13 protein-coding genes are annotated in these 18,112 nt (G+C 67.5%); 7 read left to right on the top strand and 6 right to left on the bottom strand.

The genetic code is table 11. The features are described 5' to 3' along the window. Positions 1 to 96 precede the first annotated feature (96 nt). Both NX778_RS08190 and argA read right to left on the bottom strand, forming a co-directional pair. Entirely contained in the window at positions 97 to 369 is a 273-nt protein-coding gene (locus NX778_RS08190) for an oxidative damage protection protein (protein ID WP_258811232.1), read from the bottom strand. A 35-nt stretch (positions 370 to 404) separates the two neighbouring features. Then, positions 405 to 1,718, bottom strand: coding sequence for an amino-acid N-acetyltransferase (argA, locus tag NX778_RS08185; protein ID WP_258811231.1), 1,314 nt, complete (start codon positions 1,716 to 1,718; stop codon positions 405 to 407). Between the two features lie 55 nt (positions 1,719 to 1,773). On the opposite strand from argA, the gene hrpA reads away from it, so the two are divergent. Continuing rightward, complete coding sequence (gene hrpA / locus NX778_RS08180) at positions 1,774 to 6,003, top strand: ATP-dependent RNA helicase HrpA (protein WP_258811230.1); 4,230 nt, start codon at positions 1,774 to 1,776, stop codon at positions 6,001 to 6,003. 285 nt (positions 6,004 to 6,288) lie between these two features. Here the strand turns inward: hrpA and NX778_RS08175 are convergent, their stop codons facing one another. The 3 genes from NX778_RS08175 to NX778_RS08165 all read right to left on the bottom strand — a co-directional run bounded on the left by NX778_RS08175 (position 6,289) and on the right by NX778_RS08165 (position 9,179). Next, positions 6,289 to 6,891, bottom strand: coding sequence for a PRC-barrel domain-containing protein (locus tag NX778_RS08175; protein ID WP_258811229.1), 603 nt, complete (start codon positions 6,889 to 6,891; stop codon positions 6,289 to 6,291). Positions 6,892 to 7,492: 601 nt separating this feature from the next. After that, complete coding sequence (gene hepT / locus NX778_RS08170; protein WP_258811228.1) at positions 7,493 to 7,909, bottom strand: type VII toxin-antitoxin system HepT family RNase toxin; 417 nt, start codon at positions 7,907 to 7,909, stop codon at positions 7,493 to 7,495. A gap of 25 nt (positions 7,910 to 7,934) precedes the next feature. Next, a complete protein-coding gene (locus NX778_RS08165; RefSeq protein WP_258811227.1) occupies positions 7,935 to 9,179 on the bottom strand; it encodes a putative Na+/H+ antiporter in 1,245 nt (414 codons plus the stop codon). Between the two features lie 182 nt (positions 9,180 to 9,361). Here NX778_RS08165 and imuA point away from each other — a divergent pair, with 182 nt between their 5' ends. Both imuA and NX778_RS08155 read left to right on the top strand, forming a co-directional pair. Next, positions 9,362 to 10,069, top strand: coding sequence for a translesion DNA synthesis-associated protein ImuA (gene imuA, locus NX778_RS08160; protein ID WP_258811226.1), 708 nt, complete (start codon positions 9,362 to 9,364; stop codon positions 10,067 to 10,069). After that, complete coding sequence (locus tag NX778_RS08155) at positions 9,999 to 11,480, top strand: Y-family DNA polymerase (protein WP_258811225.1); 1,482 nt, start codon at positions 9,999 to 10,001, stop codon at positions 11,478 to 11,480. Before imuA ends, NX778_RS08155 begins: the two co-directional genes overlap by 71 nt. Positions 11,481 to 11,725: 245 nt before the next feature. Here the strand turns inward: NX778_RS08155 and NX778_RS08150 are convergent, their stop codons facing one another. Continuing rightward, positions 11,726 to 13,642, bottom strand: a complete 1,917-nt coding sequence (locus NX778_RS08150; protein ID WP_258811224.1) for a M61 family metallopeptidase — start codon at positions 13,640 to 13,642, stop codon at positions 11,726 to 11,728. A 232-nt stretch (positions 13,643 to 13,874) separates the two neighbouring features. Here NX778_RS08150 and NX778_RS08145 point away from each other — a divergent pair, with 232 nt between their 5' ends. The 4 genes from NX778_RS08145 (at position 13,875) to NX778_RS08130 (ending at position 18,064) form a co-directional block, all read left to right on the top strand. Then, positions 13,875 to 14,333 (top strand): Hsp20 family protein, encoded by a 459-nt coding sequence (locus NX778_RS08145; protein ID WP_258811223.1) that lies wholly within the window; start codon positions 13,875 to 13,877, stop codon positions 14,331 to 14,333. A gap of 162 nt (positions 14,334 to 14,495) precedes the next feature. Continuing rightward, positions 14,496 to 16,022, top strand: a complete 1,527-nt coding sequence (locus tag NX778_RS08140) for a Do family serine endopeptidase (protein WP_258811222.1) — start codon at positions 14,496 to 14,498, stop codon at positions 16,020 to 16,022. Between the two features lie 51 nt (positions 16,023 to 16,073). Further along, a complete protein-coding gene (locus tag NX778_RS08135; protein ID WP_258811221.1) occupies positions 16,074 to 16,736 on the top strand; it encodes a response regulator in 663 nt (220 codons plus the stop codon). After that, positions 16,733 to 18,064, top strand: a complete 1,332-nt coding sequence (locus NX778_RS08130) for an ATP-binding protein (protein ID WP_258811220.1) — start codon at positions 16,733 to 16,735, stop codon at positions 18,062 to 18,064. Before NX778_RS08135 ends, NX778_RS08130 begins: the two co-directional genes overlap by 4 nt. The last annotated feature ends 48 nt before the right edge of the window (positions 18,065 to 18,112 follow it).

The following is an 18,112-nucleotide window of genomic DNA, read 5'->3' as shown; positions in this document are numbered from 1 at the left end:
AGCTAACGGGCGACGCTGTTTGCGCGGCACCTCATGCGTTCTATGGGTTCCCGCCTGCGCGGGAACCCCATTTCGTTGAGCAGCCGTGAACTTGGATCAGGCCGTCGGCGGAACGTAGCCGGAAGCCTGATCCGCGCCCTCGCCAAAGAAGTGCTTTTCCATTTGCGCCGCCAGGTACTTGCGGGCGCGGGCGTCCGCCATGTTCAGGCGGTTTTCGTTGATCAGCATGGTCTGGTGCTTCAGCCAGCCTGCCCAGGCTTCCTTCGATACCGATTCGTAAATACGCTTGCCCAGCTCGCCCGGGTAAGGCGGGAAGTCGAGTCCTTCGGCTTCCTTGTTCAGCTTGATGCAGTGGACTGTGCGGGCCATTGTTTTTGCTCCTGAATCTGTTCGTGAAGATGAAATTATAGTTGCTTGATCAGGACTTGCGATTTGCGCTGCCAGTTGTACATGTGCTGGCGGTCCTTCGGCAGGTCGTCCACCGTGGCGGTGACGAAGCCGCGCTTCTTGAACCAGTGCGAGGTGCGGGTGGTCAGCACGAACAGCTTGCCCATGCCGGCGGCGCGCGCGCGGTTCTCCATGTGCTTGAGGATGCGCTCGCCGTCGCCCTGGGCCTGCGCGTCGGGATTGACGGTCAGGCATGCCATCTCGGCCATCTTCGCTTCCGGGAAGGGGTACAGTGCTGCGCAGCCGAAGATCACGCCGTCGTGGTCGATCACCGAGAACTGGTCGATCTCGCGTTCGATCAGCTCGCGGCCGCGCTTGACCAGGGTGCCGTCGGCCTCGAGCGGTTCAATGAGCTTGATAATCCCGCCGACGTCCTCAATTGTGGCCTGGCGCAGGCTCTCGAGGTTCTCGTGGCTGATCATGGTGCCGACGCCGTCGTGGGTGAACAGCTCCAGCAGCGCCGAGCCGTCCATCTGGAACGGCACGATGTGGGCGCGGTCGACGCCGGCGTTGGTGGCCTTGATCGCGTGCTGCAGGTAGAACGCCGCATCGCTGGGCAGGAAGTCGGCCTGCAGCACGGCTTCGGCCTGGTGCGAGGACAGCTCGCGCAGCTCGCCGCCGCCGAGGTCCTTCATCATCTCGGTCTCGGTGATGAAGATCAGCTTGTCCGCGTGCAGGGCGATCGAGGCCGAGACGGCCACGTCTTCCATGGTCAGGTTGAACACTTCGCCGGTGGGCGAGAAGCCCAGCGGCGACAGCAGCACCAGGCTGTTCTCGGTGGCGAGGATCGGGTGGATGGTCTCGGCCGCGATCTTGCGGGTGACGCCGGTGAGTTCGAAGTCGATCCCGTCAATCACGCCAAGCGGGCGCGCGGTGACGAAATTACCGGAGATGATGCGGATGCCGGCGTGCGCCATCGGCGTGTTGGGCAGACCCTGGCTGAAGGCGGCTTCGATATCCAGCCGCAGTTCGCCGGCGGCTTCCTTCGCGCATTCGAGCGCGGCGCCATCGGTGATGCGGATGCCGTCGTGGAAGCGGCCCTCGACGTTGCGCAGCGCTAGCTGTTCGGCGACCTGGGGCCGCGAGCCGTGCACGATGACGACCTTGATGCCGAGTGCGACCAGCAGCGACAGGTCGTGCGCGAGCACCGGCAGGGCGCCGGCATGGACCAGCTCACCCGGGAAGGCGACGACGAAAGTCTTGCCGCGGAAGGCGTGGACGTAAGGCGCGACGGAACGCAGCCACTGGACGAATTGGATAGGGTTTTCCATATTTGCCGCATTATAATTCGCTGCGCAATCAGCGCACCAAATACCTTCAAAAACAATGTCTGAGCAGAGTAACAAGCCTTCGCCGCCATCGGCGCGCGCGTCTTCCCCCAGTTCGAACGACCACCGCAAGCGGCAGGACGGCGATGGCGCGCGCGGATCGGATGCGCAAGCGCGCCGCGCGCCGCGGCCCGAGCATAACGCATCGCGGCGCGACGCGCTGGCGGCCGGGCAGGGACAGAAGGAGCAGCGTGCTGGCGAGCGCCGTCAAGAGACGCAAGGAGGCGCGGGCCAGCCGGCGCGCGGGGACGGCCAGCGCCGCGGCGAGCGTCGTGGCGAGGGCCAGCCGGGGCGCCGCGAACCGCGCCAGCCGGGCGAGGGCAGGCGCGAGCCGCGTGCGGCGGACGAAGCGCCATTCCGCAATCCGCTGCCGCCGATCGTGTTCCCGGAGGAGCTGCCGGTTTCCAGCCGCCGCGCGGAGATCGCGAAGGCGGTGCAGGAGAACCAGGTGGTCATCGTGTCCGGCGAAACCGGTTCGGGCAAGACCACCCAGCTGCCCAAGATCTGCCTCGAACTGGGGCGCGGTTCGAAGGGCCTGATCGGCCACACGCAGCCGCGCCGGATCGCGGCGTCGTCCACCGCCAAGCGCATTGCGCAGGAACTGGGCACGCCGCTGGGCGAGCATGTCGGCTTCAAGGTGCGCTTCACCGACACGCTGCAGAAGGGCGCCTCGGTCAAGCTGATGACCGACGGTATCCTGCTGGCCGAAACGCAGACCGACCCGCTGCTCCGGGCCTACGACACGATCATCATCGACGAGGCGCATGAGCGCAGCCTGAACATCGACTTCCTGCTCGGCTACCTGAAGCAGATCCTGCCGCGCCGGCCGGAGCTGAAGGTGATCATCACGTCCGCGACCATCGACGCCGACCGCTTCGCGCGCCATTTCGGCACGCCGGAGAAGCCGGCGCCGGTGATCGAGGTGTCGGGCCGCCTGTACAAGGTCGAGGTGCGCTACCGGCCGGTGGACAGCGAAGTCGTTTCGCCGCCGGGGACCGATCCGAACAAGGTCACCAAGGCGCAGGCCGCGCGCGACAAGCGCGACCTGATCGACGCCGTGGTCGATGGCGTCGACGAGCTGGCGCGCCTGGGCCAGGGCGACGTGCTGGTGTTCCTGCCGGGCGAGCGCGAGATCCGCGATTGCGCCGAGGCGCTGCGCAAGCATCATCCGCCGCACGTGGAGATCCTGCCGCTGTTCGCGCGCCTGTCGGTGGAGGAGCAGGACCGCGTGTTCCGCACCACGAACGCGCGCCGCATCGTGCTGGCGACGAACGTGGCCGAGACCTCGCTGACGGTGCCGGGCATCCGCTACGTGGTGGACGCGGGCCTGGCGCGCGTGAAGCGCTACAGCTTCCGCAACAAGGTCGAGCAGCTGCAAGTGGAGCCGATTTCGCAGGCCGCCGCCAACCAGCGCGCCGGCCGCTGCGGCCGCGTGGCCGACGGCGTCTGCATCCGCCTGTACGAGGAGGCCGACTTCGCGCAGCGGCCGCGCTTCACCGACCCGGAAATCCTGCGTTCGTCGCTGGCGGCGGTCATCCTGCGCATGAAGTCGCTGCACCTGACCGATGTCGAGAGCTTCCCCTTCATCGAGCCGCCGCAGGGCCGCGCGATCGCGGACGGCTACCAGCTGCTGCAGGAAGTGGGCGCGGTCGACGAGGTCAACCAGCTCACGCCGCTGGGCCGCAAGCTGGCCAAGCTGCCGCTCGATCCGCGCGTGGGCCGCATGATCCTGGCGGCGGTGGACAGCGCCTGCCTGACCGAGATGCTGATCGTGGCGTCGGCGCTGTCGGTGCAGGATCCGCGCGACCGGCCGATGGAGTACCAGCAGCAGGCCGACGAGAAGCACAAGAAGTTCGCGGACGAGAAGAGCGAGTTCCTGTCCTACCTGAAGATCTGGAATTGGTTCGGGCAGGCGATCGAGCACAAGAAGTCGAACCGCCAGCTGCAGGAGGCCTGCCGCGAGAACTTCCTGTCGCAGCTGCGCCTGCGCGAGTGGCGCGACGTGCATTCGCAGCTGCTCACCATCGTCAAGGAGCAGGGCTGGCGCATGAACGAGGCGCCGGCCACCTACGACCAGCTGCACCTGGCGCTGCTCACCGGCCTGCTGGGGAATATCGGATTCAAGGGCGAGGACGAGCAGGGCGGCCAGTACCTCGGCGCGCGCGGCATCAAGTTCCACATCTGGCCCGGCTCCTCGCTGTCGAAGAAGCCGGGCAAGTGGGTGATGGCGGCGGAGCTGGTCGAGACCACGCGCCTGTATGCGCGCACCATCGCGCAGATCCAGCCGGAGTGGGTGGAGAAGGTCGGCGCGCACCTGCTGAAGAAATCGTGGGGCGAGCCGCGCTGGGAGAAGCGCCCGGCGCAGGTGACGGCGAGCGAGCGCGCGACGCTGTACGGGATCGTAGTGTACAGCCAGCGCCGCATCAACTACGCGCTGCACAATCCGATGGAGGCGCGCGAGATCTTCATCCGCGACGCGCTGGTCGGCGGCGACTACGACACGCGCGCGCCGTTCTTCGCGCACAACCAGAAGCTGGTGCGCGAGATCGAGAACCTGGAACACAAATCGCGGCGCCAGGACGTGCTGGTGGACGACCAGCTGATCTACGCGTTCTACGACAAGGAGATTCCCTCCGACGTCGTGAACGGCGCGGGCTTCGACAAGTGGTACAAGGACGCCTCGCGCGAGAATCCGAAGCTGCTCTACCTGATCCGCGAAGAGCTGATGCGGCACGAGGCCGCGGGCGTGACGACGGAGCTGTTCCCGAAGACGATGAACGTGACCGGGATCGAGATGGGTCTGTCGTACCACTTCGAGCCGGGCAGCGTGCGCGATGGCGTGACGATGACGGTGCCTCTGTTCGCGCTGAACCAGATCCCGCAGGAGCGCGCGGCGTGGCTGGTGCCGGGCATGCTGAAGGAGAAGGTGCACCTGCTGCTCAAGTCATTGCCGCAGAAGCTGCGCCGCCATTGCGTGCCGCTGCCGGAATTCGCGGCGCGCTTCGCGGAGCGGGTGCAGGAGGCGGGCAGGTTCGGGCGCGGGGATCTGATCGATGCGCTGATCGCGGACGTGCGCTCGCAGACGGGCGGGGTGCAGGTGCTGACCAGCGACTTCAAGCTGGAGACGCTGCCGGCGCACCTGTTCATGAATTTCAAGGTGATCGACGAGCACGGGCGCCAGCTGGACATGGGACGCAACCTGGCCTCGCTGCAGGCGGAGCTGGGCGGACAGGCGCGCCAGAGCTTCCAGCGCATGGCGGAGGCGGCGCCGACACTGACGCCGTCAGTTTCCGAGAAGCCGCGCGGCGGTGGCGCGGCGCCTGCTACCGCCGCGTCCAGCAAAGCTGCGGCCGCGCCAGCGGCGGAGCCGGTGGTCAGCCAGCACAGCAATATCACCGGCTGGACCTTCGGCGAGCTGCCGGAGCTGCTGGAGATCAGCCAGGGCAAGCTGACGCTGATCGGCTTCCCGGCGCTGGTCGACAAGAACACGCACTGCGACCTGGAGGTGTTCGACGATCCGAACGTGGCGGCGCGCACGCATCGGGTGGGCTTGCGGCGGCTGTTCGCGCTGCAGTTCAAGGACCAGCTGAAGTTTGCGGAGAAGAATATTCCCGGACTGCAGAACATGGGCATGCAGTTCATGTCGGTGGGCACGCAGGAGGAGCTGCGCGACCAGATCATCAGCAAGGCGATCGACATCGCTTGCCTGCAGGATCCGCTGCCGACCGATGCGGCCTCGTTCAACAAGCGCAAGGACGAGGGCAAAGGTCGGCTCGGCCTGCTGATCAACGAGATCGCGCGGCTGGCGGGGCAGATCCTGGGCGAGTTTTATACCTTGCCGAAAAAGCTGCAGAGCCTGCCGCAGCAGGCGGCGAGCGATATCCAGGCGCAGCTGAAGGAATTGGTGCACAAGCGCTTTGTGGCGGACACGGAGTACAGCCAGCTGGCGCATTTCCCGCGCTACGTGAAGGGGATCCATGTGCGCATCGAAAAGCTGCGCGGCAATCCGGCGCGCGATGCGCAGCTGATGACGGAGTGGCAGAACGCAGCGAGCCAGTTCCAGCGGGTGTCGAAGAACCAGCCGGGCAAGAACCTGGATCCGCGCATGGTCGAGTTCAGGTGGCTGCTGGAGGAGTTACGGGTGTCGCTGTTTGCCCAGGAACTGCGCACGCCGATGCCGGTGTCGCCCAAGCGGCTGCAGAAGGTGTGGGAGTCGATGCAGCGTTGAGCGCAGGCGGCGGCCTCCCGCTGGCGTTCCGCTGGCGTTCGCGTCGGCACGTGCAAAATGGGGCCCCCGCCTTCGCGGGGACGACGTGCTCAATTTGCGAAGTTTGGCGACGACGTTCCTATCTTGTTCCGACCTTGTTTGGCCAGCGTCCCGGCAGAGCCGTGGCCCCCGCTTGCGCGGGGGAAATAGCTCCGCTAGCTCTGCCGTTGGCAGGCCTGGCTGACGAGGTCGTCAGGGTTTCGAAGGTGTGTGCCCGAGCGTGCGAGGACGCTGGGTGGCGGCAACTTAAATATCGTTGTCGAGGTCGCGGTTGCGCGTGGTGTTGGAGCCGACGCCCGTGCCACCGCCGGAACCGAGCGAGGAGCTGCCGGCGCCGCTGGAGCTGCCAGCCATGCCCGCGCCCATGCCGCGGCCGGCGCCGGCGCCGCCCATGCCCGACACCATGCCACCCGTCGCCACGCCCGGGCCCATGCTCGGTGCGCCGCTGCGGTGCGGATCGGTGCCGTAGAAACTGTGGATCTGGTTCGACCAGGTCACGTCGCTCATGTCCGGCCAGGCGTCCTTGTCGAAGCCGGGGGCGGTTTTCAGGCGCGCCTTGTCGATATTGAGGACGAAGCGCTTGTTGGCGGTGTCCAGGTGCAAGGCCTGCCACGGGACGGCGAACAGCTTTTCGCCCATGCCGAGGAAGCCGCCGAAGGCAAGCACGGCGTAGGCCACCTGGCCAGTCTGCATGTCCAGCATGATTTCCTTGATGTCGCCGAGGTCGTCGTCAGCACCGTTGACCACGGTATCGCCGATCAGCGTATCAGCCCCCATCAGCGCCGGGCCGGGGCCGGTGCGGCTTTTGTCCTTGTACATGCCGTATTTGTCGCGATCCATATAGCTCATGTCGTATCTCCTGTTGTCAAAACGTCGGCGAGCCCTTGTGTGAAGGCTCAGGTTAGAGGGGCGGCGCGTGGCACGTTTGAGGTGGCTCAATCGTGCGGGGACACTCGCTACCCTGGGGAATCTCGATGTCATCACCTCCACGAAAATTGTTGTGTTAACGCTGCTATGAGCGGCAGCGCACAGAAGGGGACCTTGCGCGAAAGTTATTCTGTTTTGGAAACCTTGGAGGCCCTCAACATGTCGCACATTCCGCGCTGCAATTACGCTGGCACGCCAGGCCAGCAGATCCCGACCCGTTCGTTCGGATTCCTGGTCGAGCGCCTGTTCGGCCTGGTGGTCGGATGGTTGCGCCGCTGAGCCGCGCAGGGTGGTTGGCTGTTGGTCAGGGATGCGCGCTCAGGCGCCGGGATTGCCGCGGCCATGCGAATGGCGGGGGCGGGGCAGGTGCTGCGGGATAGGGCGTCCTTCGATTCCATCGGCTGGTCTCCTGATCCGTGCGGGAGTCCGGCGGCGCCGTGCTGAAGGCGAGTCGGACGCAGCCGATGGTAGCCTCAATTGCAAAGTCGCGGCATACGATAGATAGTCGCTGCCTATAGGAATCTCAATTCGGTTTGCCAAGGTTGAGCATGGTGGCGGCGTAGGCTTCGAAGTCGGTCAGGCCGCGCTTCAGGATGGCGACCAGGGCCGGCAGCGGGCTGGCCTGGTAATCCCATTCTGCGCGGCAAAACTCGCCGCTGCGTTGGAGGTCTTCGGCCAGGGCGGCGTCGATCCAGCCGCGTTCGGCCAGCAGGCTGATGACCTCGCGCTCGTCGCGCGCCAGGGCGCCTTCGCCCTGGGCCAGCACGTAGTCGCCCATTTCCACCGCCGCCTCCCAGGCCCGGATCACGTTCAGGGTGGCCGCGTCCTGGCGCGTGAGGTCGCTCACGAAGGTGGTCGGGTCCTTCTCGTATTCCTCGCGCGCCCGCTGGCAGCAGCGTTCGATGGTGCCGGCCTTGCTGGTCAGTACGTCGTCGCTCATCAATCCCTCCGTGGCCGTGGAAGCGCTAGATCAGGAAAAGTGCCGCTGCCACGATAGTGGGGGCAAGCGCGCCCAGGAACAAGCCCACCGCGCCAATCGAGGCGTCGCTGAAGCCGTTGCGCAACAGGGCGACCCCGGCCGGATTGGGCGCGTTGGCGATCACGGTCAGGCCGCCGCCGGCAACGGCGCCGGCCATCAGCATATATTTGGCGTGCCCGGACAGGCCGGCGATCAGCGAGCCCAGGTAGGTGAGGGCGGCGTTGTCGGTGATCGCGGTCAGGCCCAGCGCGCCGAAGAACAGGGCGGTCGGGCCGAGGCTGGACACGAGCGGCTGCAGCCACCATTGCTGCATGCCGCCCAGCACCACCAGGCCGGCGAGGAAAAAGCCGACCAGCAAACCTTCGCGCAGGATCAGCGCGTCCTGGTAGCGGTGGTAGGCCTGGGTGTAGCCGAGGAACAGCAGGAACAGGCCGAGGAACAGCACCGGGTGGTGGGCCAGCAGCACCACGGCCGCGAGGAAGGCGAGGTGGATCGCGCGCACGGCGAGCGGGACCGGGGGCCGGCCGTCTTCCTCGGCCGGCGGCGGCGCCAGGTGCTTGCTGAGCAGCACGGTGGCGCCGGTGGCATTGATGAGGACGGCGAGGGCGGCGCGCCAGCCGAAGTGCTGGAGCATGTAGGCGCTGTCCCAGCCCCAATTGTTGGCCACCATCAGCACCGGCGGGGCGGCGAAGGAGCTCAGGGTGCCGCCGATCGACACGTTGACGAACAGCACGCCGAGCGCCATGTATTTCAGCCATTCGAGCATGCCTCGATGGAACACGAGCGGGGCCAGCATCAGGGCCGCCAGGGTCATCGCGGCCGGCTCGGTGATCAGGGAGCCGGCCAGCGGCACCACCGCCAGGCCGAGCCAGGCCAGCGCCACCTCGGCGCGCAGCGGGACGATGCGGGCGACCAGCTGCAGCAGGGCGCGCACCGCGTCCAGCACGGGGCGCGAGGCGGCGGTCACCATGACCACGAATACGAACAGTGGTTCCGCGTAATGGCGTGATTCGGCGTAAGCGGTGGCCGCGGCGCCGCCTTCGAACAGGGCCATCAGCAGCATCAGCACGAAGGCCCAGAAACCGAACACGACTTCCACTTCGCCCAGCAGGTGCAACAGGCCGGCGTGGCGCGGGAAGCGCGGCGCCAGGCGCTCGAACCGCTTGGCGCTGAAGGTGTGCAGCAGGGCGAGGGCGAACACGATGGCGCCGGTCAATTGCATGTCGCTCATGCTTGGCTAGGGCGAGAAGGGAGGGCTGGGATCATTGGTGCGTGCAATGCGGAAAGAATGATCATTATTCCATCTTTTGCCGCGGGGGTGAGGCCCGGCGCGCACGATTGGCGCTTCGCCCTTGCCAAAAGCGGGTCGAACGGGTACTGTACGTTTATACAGTACTTTCTCTTCCATTTCCCATGACCTGTTCCGCATCCATTGCCGCGCCGGAGGATTTGCATCCGGCGCTGTGGCGCGCTTCGCAGCTCGCGCATGCCAACACGCGCTGCGTCGATACCGGCCATGCCGCGCTGTCGGCGCAGCTGCCGGGCGGCGGCTGGCCGGTCGGCACCCTGGTCGATTTGCTGGTGCAGCAGGCAGGCATCGGCGAAGTCCGCCTGCTGCAGCCGGCGCTGGCCAAGGTGGCGCCGCGCCGCGTGGTGCTGGTGGCGCCGCCGCACGCGCCGCAGGGCCTGGCGCTGGCCGCGCTGGGGCTGGACCCGGCCCAGCTGGTCTGGGTGCGCAGCAGCCGCAACGCGGACGCCCTGTGGGCCGCCGAGCAGGTGCTCAAGAGCGGCAGTTGCGGCGCGCTGCTGTTCTGGCAGCAGCACGCGCGCGGCGAAAGCCTGCGCCGCTTGCACCTGGCGGCCCAGCAGGGCGAAACCCTGTTCTTCCTGTTCCGGCCGCTGGTGGCCGCGCAGGACGCCTCGCCCGCGCCGCTGCGGCTGGCCCTGCGCCCGGCGGCCGGCGGCATCGAGCTCGATTTCATCAAACGCCGGGGACCGCAGCGCGACGCGCCGCTGTTCCTCCCACTCACCCCATCGTTGTTGCAGCGCCATGCGCCTCTGGATCGGCCTCTACCTGCCCCAGCTACCGCTCGAGGTCTTCAGCCAGCCCTGGTCCAGTGACCCCGGCAGCGTCGTGCTCGAGCAGGAGCGGGTGCTGGCGGTGTCGCCGGCGGCGCGCGCGGCCGGCGTGCTGCCGGGGATGCGGCGTGGCAGCGTGCTGATGCTGATGCCCGAGGCGCGCCTGCACGAGCGCGATCCCGCGCGCGAGACCGAGGCGCTGGGCGCGGTGGCGCTGGCGCTGCTGCAGTACACGCCGCTGGTCACCGAAGGCGAGGAAGCGACGCTGCTGATGGACGTCGGCGCCAGCCTGCGCCTGTTCGGCGGCGTGCGCCGGCTGTGCAGCCGCATCCGCGCCAACCTGCGCGCGCTCGGCTTCACCGGCATCCTCGCCTGCGCACCCACCGCGCGCGGCGCCTGGCTGCTGGCGCGGGGGCGCGCCGGACGCGCGCTTAAGCCGGCCTCCATGATGCGCCGGCTGGACCGGCTGCCGGTGTCCACGCCGCCGCCGGCGCGGCCCTTCCTGCCCTGGTTCGAAGGCATCGGCTGCTTCACGCTGGCCGACCTGCGGCGCCTGCCACGGCCCGGCCTGCAGCGGCGCTGCGGGCGGCCGCTGATCGACCTGCTCGATGCCGCCTACGGTTCGCTGCCCGAGCTGTTCGAATGGATCGAGCCGCCAACAACCTTTAACGCCCGCATCGAGCTGTTCGACCGCATCGAGCATGCGGACGCGCTGCTGGCTGGCGCGCACCGGCTGGTGCTGCAGCTGACCGGCTGGCTGTGCGCGCGCCAGCTCGCGGCCGAGCGCGTCACGCTCAAGCTCGTGCACGAGCGTGGCAGGGTGGCGCGGCCGCCCACCCTCATCGACATCGCGCTGGCCGAGCCGACCTGGCACGACGAGCACCTGGTACGCCTGCTGCGCGAGCGCCTGGGCAAGACCGTGCTGGACGCGCCGGTGATCGGGCTGGGGCTGGAAGCGGTGCAGCTGCAGCCGATGGCGCCGCCGACGGAATCGCTGTTCCCGGAGCCGGGCGGCACCGAGGAAGACCGCAAGCGCATGTTCGAGCTGCTGGTGGCGCGGCTGGGGGCGGACAATGTGCTGCAGGCGGCGCCGTATGCCGATTACCGGCCCGAGGTGGCCAACGCGTGGGTGCCGCTGGACCGCAAGATCCGGCCGTCCGAGCGCGCGGCCCAGCTGCCGCCGGACGTGCACAGCCTGCCGCGGCCGGTGTGGATGCTGGCCAAGCCGATCGCGCTATTGATGCGCGACCACCGGCCGTTCTATGGTTCACCGCTGAAGATGGCATCCAATCCGGAGCGCATCGAGGCGGGCTGGTGGGACGACACGCAGGCCCGCGATTACTTCGTGGCGGAAGGGCAGGACCATGCGCTGTACTGGGTGTTCCGCGAACGCATCGTCGGCTCGGCCGAAGATGCCGAGCCGCGCTGGTTTTTGCATGGCTTGTTTGGGTGAAGAACGCAAGGCCGTATCACGTGCGGTTCGCAGGATGTGGCTGCTCGGCGGGTGTCCTTGGCGAATGCGCATCCAGCTTGCTCCAGACTGACACGAGGTGGCAAGGTGGACCCCAAGCCTGAGGGCGGGAAAATTCATGCATCCTCACGCTCGGCATTCGCGCCGCGGCACAGCGGCTGACAAGGAGAACGTCGTGCCCGGCACTGCCGAGCACGACGTTCTTTATTCACCCAGATGCGCGGTGATTACTTCAGCGCCTTGAAGATCTCCTCCAGCCGATCCTTGGTCCCCGCGATCCGCTCCAGGCGCGGGTAGCGCAGGCCTTCGTAATACTCCAGCTTGACGGTGCGGAAGGTGTTGCCCTTCTTGACCAGCAGCTCGATCGGCTGGTGCTTCTCCTTGGCTTCCTTGATCGCCGCCTTCAGCAGGGCGCCCTTGTAGGCGCGGTTGTTGACCGCCACGATGCTGCTGTTGGCCGCCAGCCCGGCACGGAAGCCCACCCCATCCCACACCACATTGCGGATATTGCCTTCCACACTGGCCGAGAAGCCCAGCGAATAGCTGAAGTCGGTCGCCTTGCTGCGCTCCTCACCGCTCTTGATGTAGTCGGTCGGGGTGTCGGTGTACACCAGCTTCCAGCCGGCGCGCGCCAGGCCGTCCAGCGGCGCGCCCGGGCCGTGGCCGTCGAGCTTGGCACGCAGGAAGTTCGCCCAGTCGTAGGGCTGGACCTGGTTCAGCGCCGCCACCACGTCGTCGAAGTTGTAGAAGGAGGGCAGGTGGCTGCCGTCGTTGACGCCGTAGAAGGCGCGCGCGAAGTCGTCCAGCGAGCGCTTGTCGCCCGACATTTCGCGGATGCGGGTGTCCACGTCCAGCCAGATCAGCATGCCTTCGGTGTAGTAGTCCTCGCTGCGCTGCCAGTTGGCCCAGCCGAGCGGACGGCGGCCGTTGATGATCGGGTCGTTGACGGTGTCCTGCATCGCGCGCCAGTCGCGGCCCTTGACCGCGTCGTAGTGGGCGGCGGCGGCGGCGAAGGCGTCGCGCGCGCCCTGTTGCGAGAACATGCCGGAACGCGCCGACAGCACATTGCCCCAGTACTGGGTCTGGCCCTCGTACACCCACAGCAGGCTGTTCTGCAGCGGGGTGTTGAAGTTCGGCACGTCCTGGCCGGCCGGGCGGCGGAACTTGCCGTCCCACGAGTGGGTGTACTCGTGCGCCAGCAGGTCGCGCCCGGCTTCGCCCTTGCTCCATTCGGTGAAGTAGCTGGCCTTGGTGCCGTTCTCGCTGGACTGGTGGTGCTCGCGCCCGATGCCGCCGAATTCATCCGACAGGGCAAACAGGAAATCGTAGTGGTCGTAGTGGTGCGAACGGAACAGTTTCGCGGCCTGCTCGACCATCGCGCGGTGCGCCGCGATCTGCTCCGGCTTGGCTTCCAGCGCTTCGGGCGTGTCGGCCACGATGTTCAGCATCACCGGCACCTTGGCGCCCGGCGCCAGGTCGATGCGCTTGAAGTAGCGGCCGGCGAACAGCGGCGAGTCGACCAGGGTTTCGAGGTCGGTCGGCTTGAAGTGCACTGCATTGCCCTGGCGTTCGGCCGTTTCGAGCGCGGTGCCGTACTGCCAGCCGGCCGGCAGCAGCAGGTTGGCCTGCACATTGATGCGGCGCGCCACGTAGCCGGCCGGGTACAGGGTCACCGACGGCCACTGCACGCCGAGGATGTCGTCGGTCATCGTGATGCGGCCCTGGTTGCCGTCCAGCGGCGACAGGTACTGGTATTCCGCTTCCAGCGTGCTGGCGCCCTGCGGCACGTTCAGGTGGAAGGCGAACACCTGCACCGGATCGCGGGTCCACTCGACCGCCTTGCCGTTGGCCGACAGCTTCAGCCCGGCCAGCTGGGTCAGCGGGCCGCTGGGGCCGTGGTTGCCCGGCAGCCATTGCGGATACAGCAGGGTCAGCGGGCCCGGCCGCACCGGGATGCTCATGCGCACGCGAAAGATCTGCTGCGACAGGTCGGTCGCATCGACCGTCAGGCCGATGGTGCCGGGATAGGGCTGGTCGACCGGGACCGGGACCTCGGCGGCGGCCGGAAAGGCCAGGGCGAGCGCGAGCGTGAGCGCGGATGCCGAGCGGGCGGCGAGCGAAGGAAAACTCAGGTGTGCAGGCATTGTTCGAAACCGTTCAGGTTGGACGTCGGGGAACCGGGCGCGGCCGGTGGCGGAAGAGTGTAGCAACAAGCAATGCCCGACGGAACCGTCAGAAATAAAATTTTGTGCGTGACGAAAAAAATCTTATTTCGTACGCCTTGAAATGGGAAAGACCTGCCATTAGATGGGGGACATCGGATGCTCCACGGAGGTCCGACACCCTATATCGCTTAAATACTGAAAGGATATGACCATGCGTACTTTTGACCTTGCACCGCTGTACCGTTCCGCCATCGGCTTCGACCGCCTGGCCAGCCTGCTGGAGCAGCGCGCCGACACCCCGAGCTACCCGCCGTACAACATCGAACTGGTCAGCGAAGACCAGTACCGGATCGTGATGGCGCTGGCCGGCTTCTCGCGCGACGAAGTGGAAATCCTCACCGAGCGCGACACCCTGGCCGTCACCGGCCGCAAGCACAAGGATGATGCCCAGAAGACCTTCCTGCACCGTGGCATCGCCGCCCGCGACTTCGAGCAGCGCTTCCAGCTGGCCAACCATGTGAAGGTGACCGCCGCCTCGTTCGACAACGGCATGCTGACCATCGAACTGGTGCGTGAAGTGCCGGAAGCCTTCAAGCCGCGCAAGATCCAGATCACCGACGGCAACGGCAACACCAACAACGTGCAGACGCTGGAACAGAAAGCCGCGTAATGCACGCCCGGCCGTAAGGCAGGAGAGGGCGCCCGCGGGCGCCCTTTTTGTCGCCCTGGCCAGCCCAAGCTTAAGCATGTTCTAAGTCTGCCGGAGCAAGATAATGTCGTGGCAGCACAGAAATTCCCAACCAATAATCTCTTCCAGAACAGGAGTACGGAAATGCAAAACGAAGGTGCTTCGATGGCCATCACCGCAAAACGTCTCACGCTGGCGCTGTGCGCCGCGGGTGTGATTGGCGGGGCGGTGGGCGCAATCGCGGTCAATCACAATAACGCAATGGCCGAGGGCGCCGCGGCCGCGGCGCAGGCCCCGGTGGCCCAGGTGGCCCCGGCAACGGCGGCCCCGGCCGACCCGCAGGTGGCGCTGCCGGACTTCACCAAAATCGTCAAGCGCAACGGCCCGGCGGTGGTGAACGTCCAGGTGGTGGGCGGCACCAAGACCAGCGCGCGCCAGCGCAACGCGCCGCAAATGGATGACGACGACCCGTTCTCGTTCTTCCGCCAGTTCGGCATCCCCGGCATGCCCCGCGGCGGCCGCGGCGGCCTGCCGAACGGCGCGCCGACCATGCGCGGCGAAGGCTCCGGCTTCATCGTCAGCGCGGACGGCGTGATCCTGACCAATGCGCACGTGGTGCGCGACGCCGACGAGGTGACGGTCAAGCTGCAGGACCGCCGCGAGTACCGCGCCAAGGTGCTCGGCTCGGACGCCAAGACCGACGTCGCGGTGCTGAAGATCGAGGCCAAAAACCTTCCCGTGGTGCCGCTCGGTTCAACCCGCAACCTGCAGGTCGGCGAATGGGTGCTGGCGATCGGTTCGCCATATGGGCTTGAAAGCACCGTGACCGCCGGCGTGGTCAGCGCCAAGGGCCGCAGCCTGCCGGGCGACACCACCCAGTTCATCCAGACCGACGTCGCGGTCAACCCGGGCAACTCGGGCGGCCCGCTGTTCAATACGCGTGGCGAAGTGGTCGGCATCAACTCGCAGATCTACAGCGAGAGCGGCGGCTTCCAGGGCCTGTCGTTCTCGATCCCGATCGATGTCGCGGTGCGCGTGAAGGACCAGATCCTCGCCACCGGCAAGGTGCAGCACGCCAAGCTGGGCGTGGCGGTGCAGGACGTGAACCAGGGCTTCGCCGATTCGTTCAAGCTCGACACGGTGGAAGGCGCGCTGGTGTCGACCGTCAGCCGCGGCAGCCCGGCCGACAAGGCCGGCCTGAAGGCGGGCGACGTGATCCGCAAGGTGAACGGCCAGGACATCGTCAGCTCCGGCGACCTGCCGTCGCTGATCTCGCTGGCGCGGCCGGGCGAGAAAGTGGGCCTCGACGTCTGGCGCGACGGCAAGCTGGTGCACCTGAACGCGACCCTGGCCAGCGACCAGGGCGAGCCGGCCGCGCCGGAGCAGGTGGCCAGCGCCGATTCCGGCGCCAAGCTGGGCCTGGCGCTGCGCCCGCTCGATCCGGCCGAACGCCGCGAGAGCGGGCTGCCGGCGGGCCTGGTGATCGAGGATGCGGGCGGGGCGGCGGCGATCGCCGGCGTGCGCCCGGGGGATGTGCTGTTGTCGGTAAACGGGAAACCGGTCAGTTCGGTTGCCCAGGTACGTGACGTGGTGGCGAAATCCACCAAGTCCGTGGCCTTGCTGATCCAACGCGGGGATGACAAAATCTTCATTCCAGTGCGGATCGGTTAAGGGTCGTAGCGTCTACCACCTGCGCTTGGTTCGACAGAAACGGGGGCGTTGATGCGGCTGTTGCTGGTGGAAGACGATACGATGATCGGCGAAGTAGTGCTCGACCTGCTCAGGGCCGAGCACTACGCCGTCGATTGGGTGAAGGATGGCGAAATGGCCGACACGGCCCTGCTGCAGAACCAGAACTATGACCTGGTGCTGCTCGACCTGGGCCTGCCGCGCAAGGACGGGCTGGACGTGCTGCGCTCGCTGCGCGCGCGGAAGGACCGCACCCCGGTGCTGGTGGCCACCGCGCGCGACGCCGTGGCCCAGCGCATCGCCGGGCTGGATGCCGGCGCCGACGACTATGTGCTCAAACCCTATGACCTGGACGAGCTGCTGGCGCGCATCCGCGCGCTGCTGCGGCGCGCCGCCGGCCGTGCCGAGCCGGTGTTCGAGTACAAGAACATCGCGGTCAACCCGGCCACCCGCGAAGTGACGGTGGATGGCCACCAGGTGGCGCTGTCGGCGCGCGAATGGGCGGTGCTGGAGGCGCTGGTGGCGCGCCCGGGCGCGGTGCTGTCGCGCGCCCAGCTCGAGGAAAAGCTGTACAGCTGGCGCGACGAGGTCAGCAGCAACGCGGTGGAGGTCTACATCCACGGCCTGCGCAAGAAGCTCGGCAGTGACCTGATCCAGAACGTGCGCGGCGTCGGCTACATGGTGCCCAAGGCATGAGGCGGGTACGCAAGCTGACCCACTCGCTGCGCGGCCGGCTGCTGTGGTATCTGCTGGCGGCGATCACCATCGCGGCCATGGCGCAGGCCTCGATCGCCTACCGCACGGCGCTGCGCGACGCCGACAATATCTTCGACCTGAACATGCAGCAGATGGCGTTGTCGCTGCGCTCGAACGCGCCGCTGGCGGCCAGCCAGGGCGCGTTCGGCGACGTCGACCCGGGCAGCGGCAGCGACGACCTGGTGGTGCAGGTGTGGACCCCGGACGGGGTACAGGTGTTCCACAGCGTGTCGCGGGCGCGCCTGCCGCAGCGCGCGGTGCTGGGCTTTTCCAATGTGCGCGCCAACGGCACCCTGTACCGGGTGTATTCGATCCAGTCGAATAACCAGACGGTGCAGGTGGCGCAGGACCTGTCGGTGCGCAGCAACCTGGCGCGCAACCTGGCCTTGCGCACGCTGGGGCCGATCGCGGTGATGATGCCGATCCTGATGCTGGTGGTGTGGTGGGTGGTCAGCGGTTCGCTGGAGCCGGTCGAGCGGGTGCGCTCGCAGGTGGCGGCGCGCCAGGCCGACGACCTGTCGCCGGTGTCGGAGAACGGCTTGCCGGACGAGGTGCAGCCGCTGGTGCGCGAGCTGAACCTGCTGTTCGGGCGGGTGCGCACGGCCTTCGACGCGCAGCAGAATTTCGTGGCCGACGCGGCGCACGAGCTGCGCACGCCGCTGGCCGCGCTCAAGCTGCAGGCCCAGAGCCTGGGCCGCGCCGACAGCGTGGAAGCGCGCCAGCTGGCGGTGGCGCGCCTGACCGCCGGCATCGAGCGCGCCACCCGGCTGGTCGAGCAACTGCTGGTGCTGGCGCGCCAGGAGGCCAGCGTGGCCGACAGGCAGCCGGTCCAGCTGGACGGGCTGGCGCGGCGCGCGGTGGCCGACCTGGTGTCGGTGGCGCAGGCGCGCCAGGTCGACCTCGGGCTGCAGCAGGCCGCGCCCGTCGTGGTGCAGGGGCGGGCGGAGGCGCTCAATATTTTGGTGCGCAACCTGGTCGACAACGCGGTCAAGTACACGCCAGGCGGCGGTACGGTGGATGTGTCGGTGCGGGCCACGGCCGCGGGTCCGGAGCTGTGCGTGGAGGACAGCGGGCCCGGGATCGCGCCGGAGGAACGAGAGCGGGTGTTCGACCGCTTCTACCGGATCGCGGGCAGCGAGGCGCAGGGCAGTGGCTTGGGGCTGGCGATCATCAAGTCGATCGCGGAGCGGCATGGGGCCAAGCTGGTGCTGGGGGAGTCGGCGCGGCTGGGTGGTCTGTCGGCGACCGTGACGTTTCCGGCTGCCTGATTTAATCGTTAGCTGAAAACCGTCATCCCCGCCTGCGCGGGGACGACG

This window comes from Massilia terrae (genome assembly GCF_024753145.1).
Lineage (GTDB): Bacteria > Pseudomonadota > Gammaproteobacteria > Burkholderiales > Burkholderiaceae_D > Telluria > Telluria terrae.
This window is presented reverse-complemented; position numbering and strand designations above follow the sequence as displayed.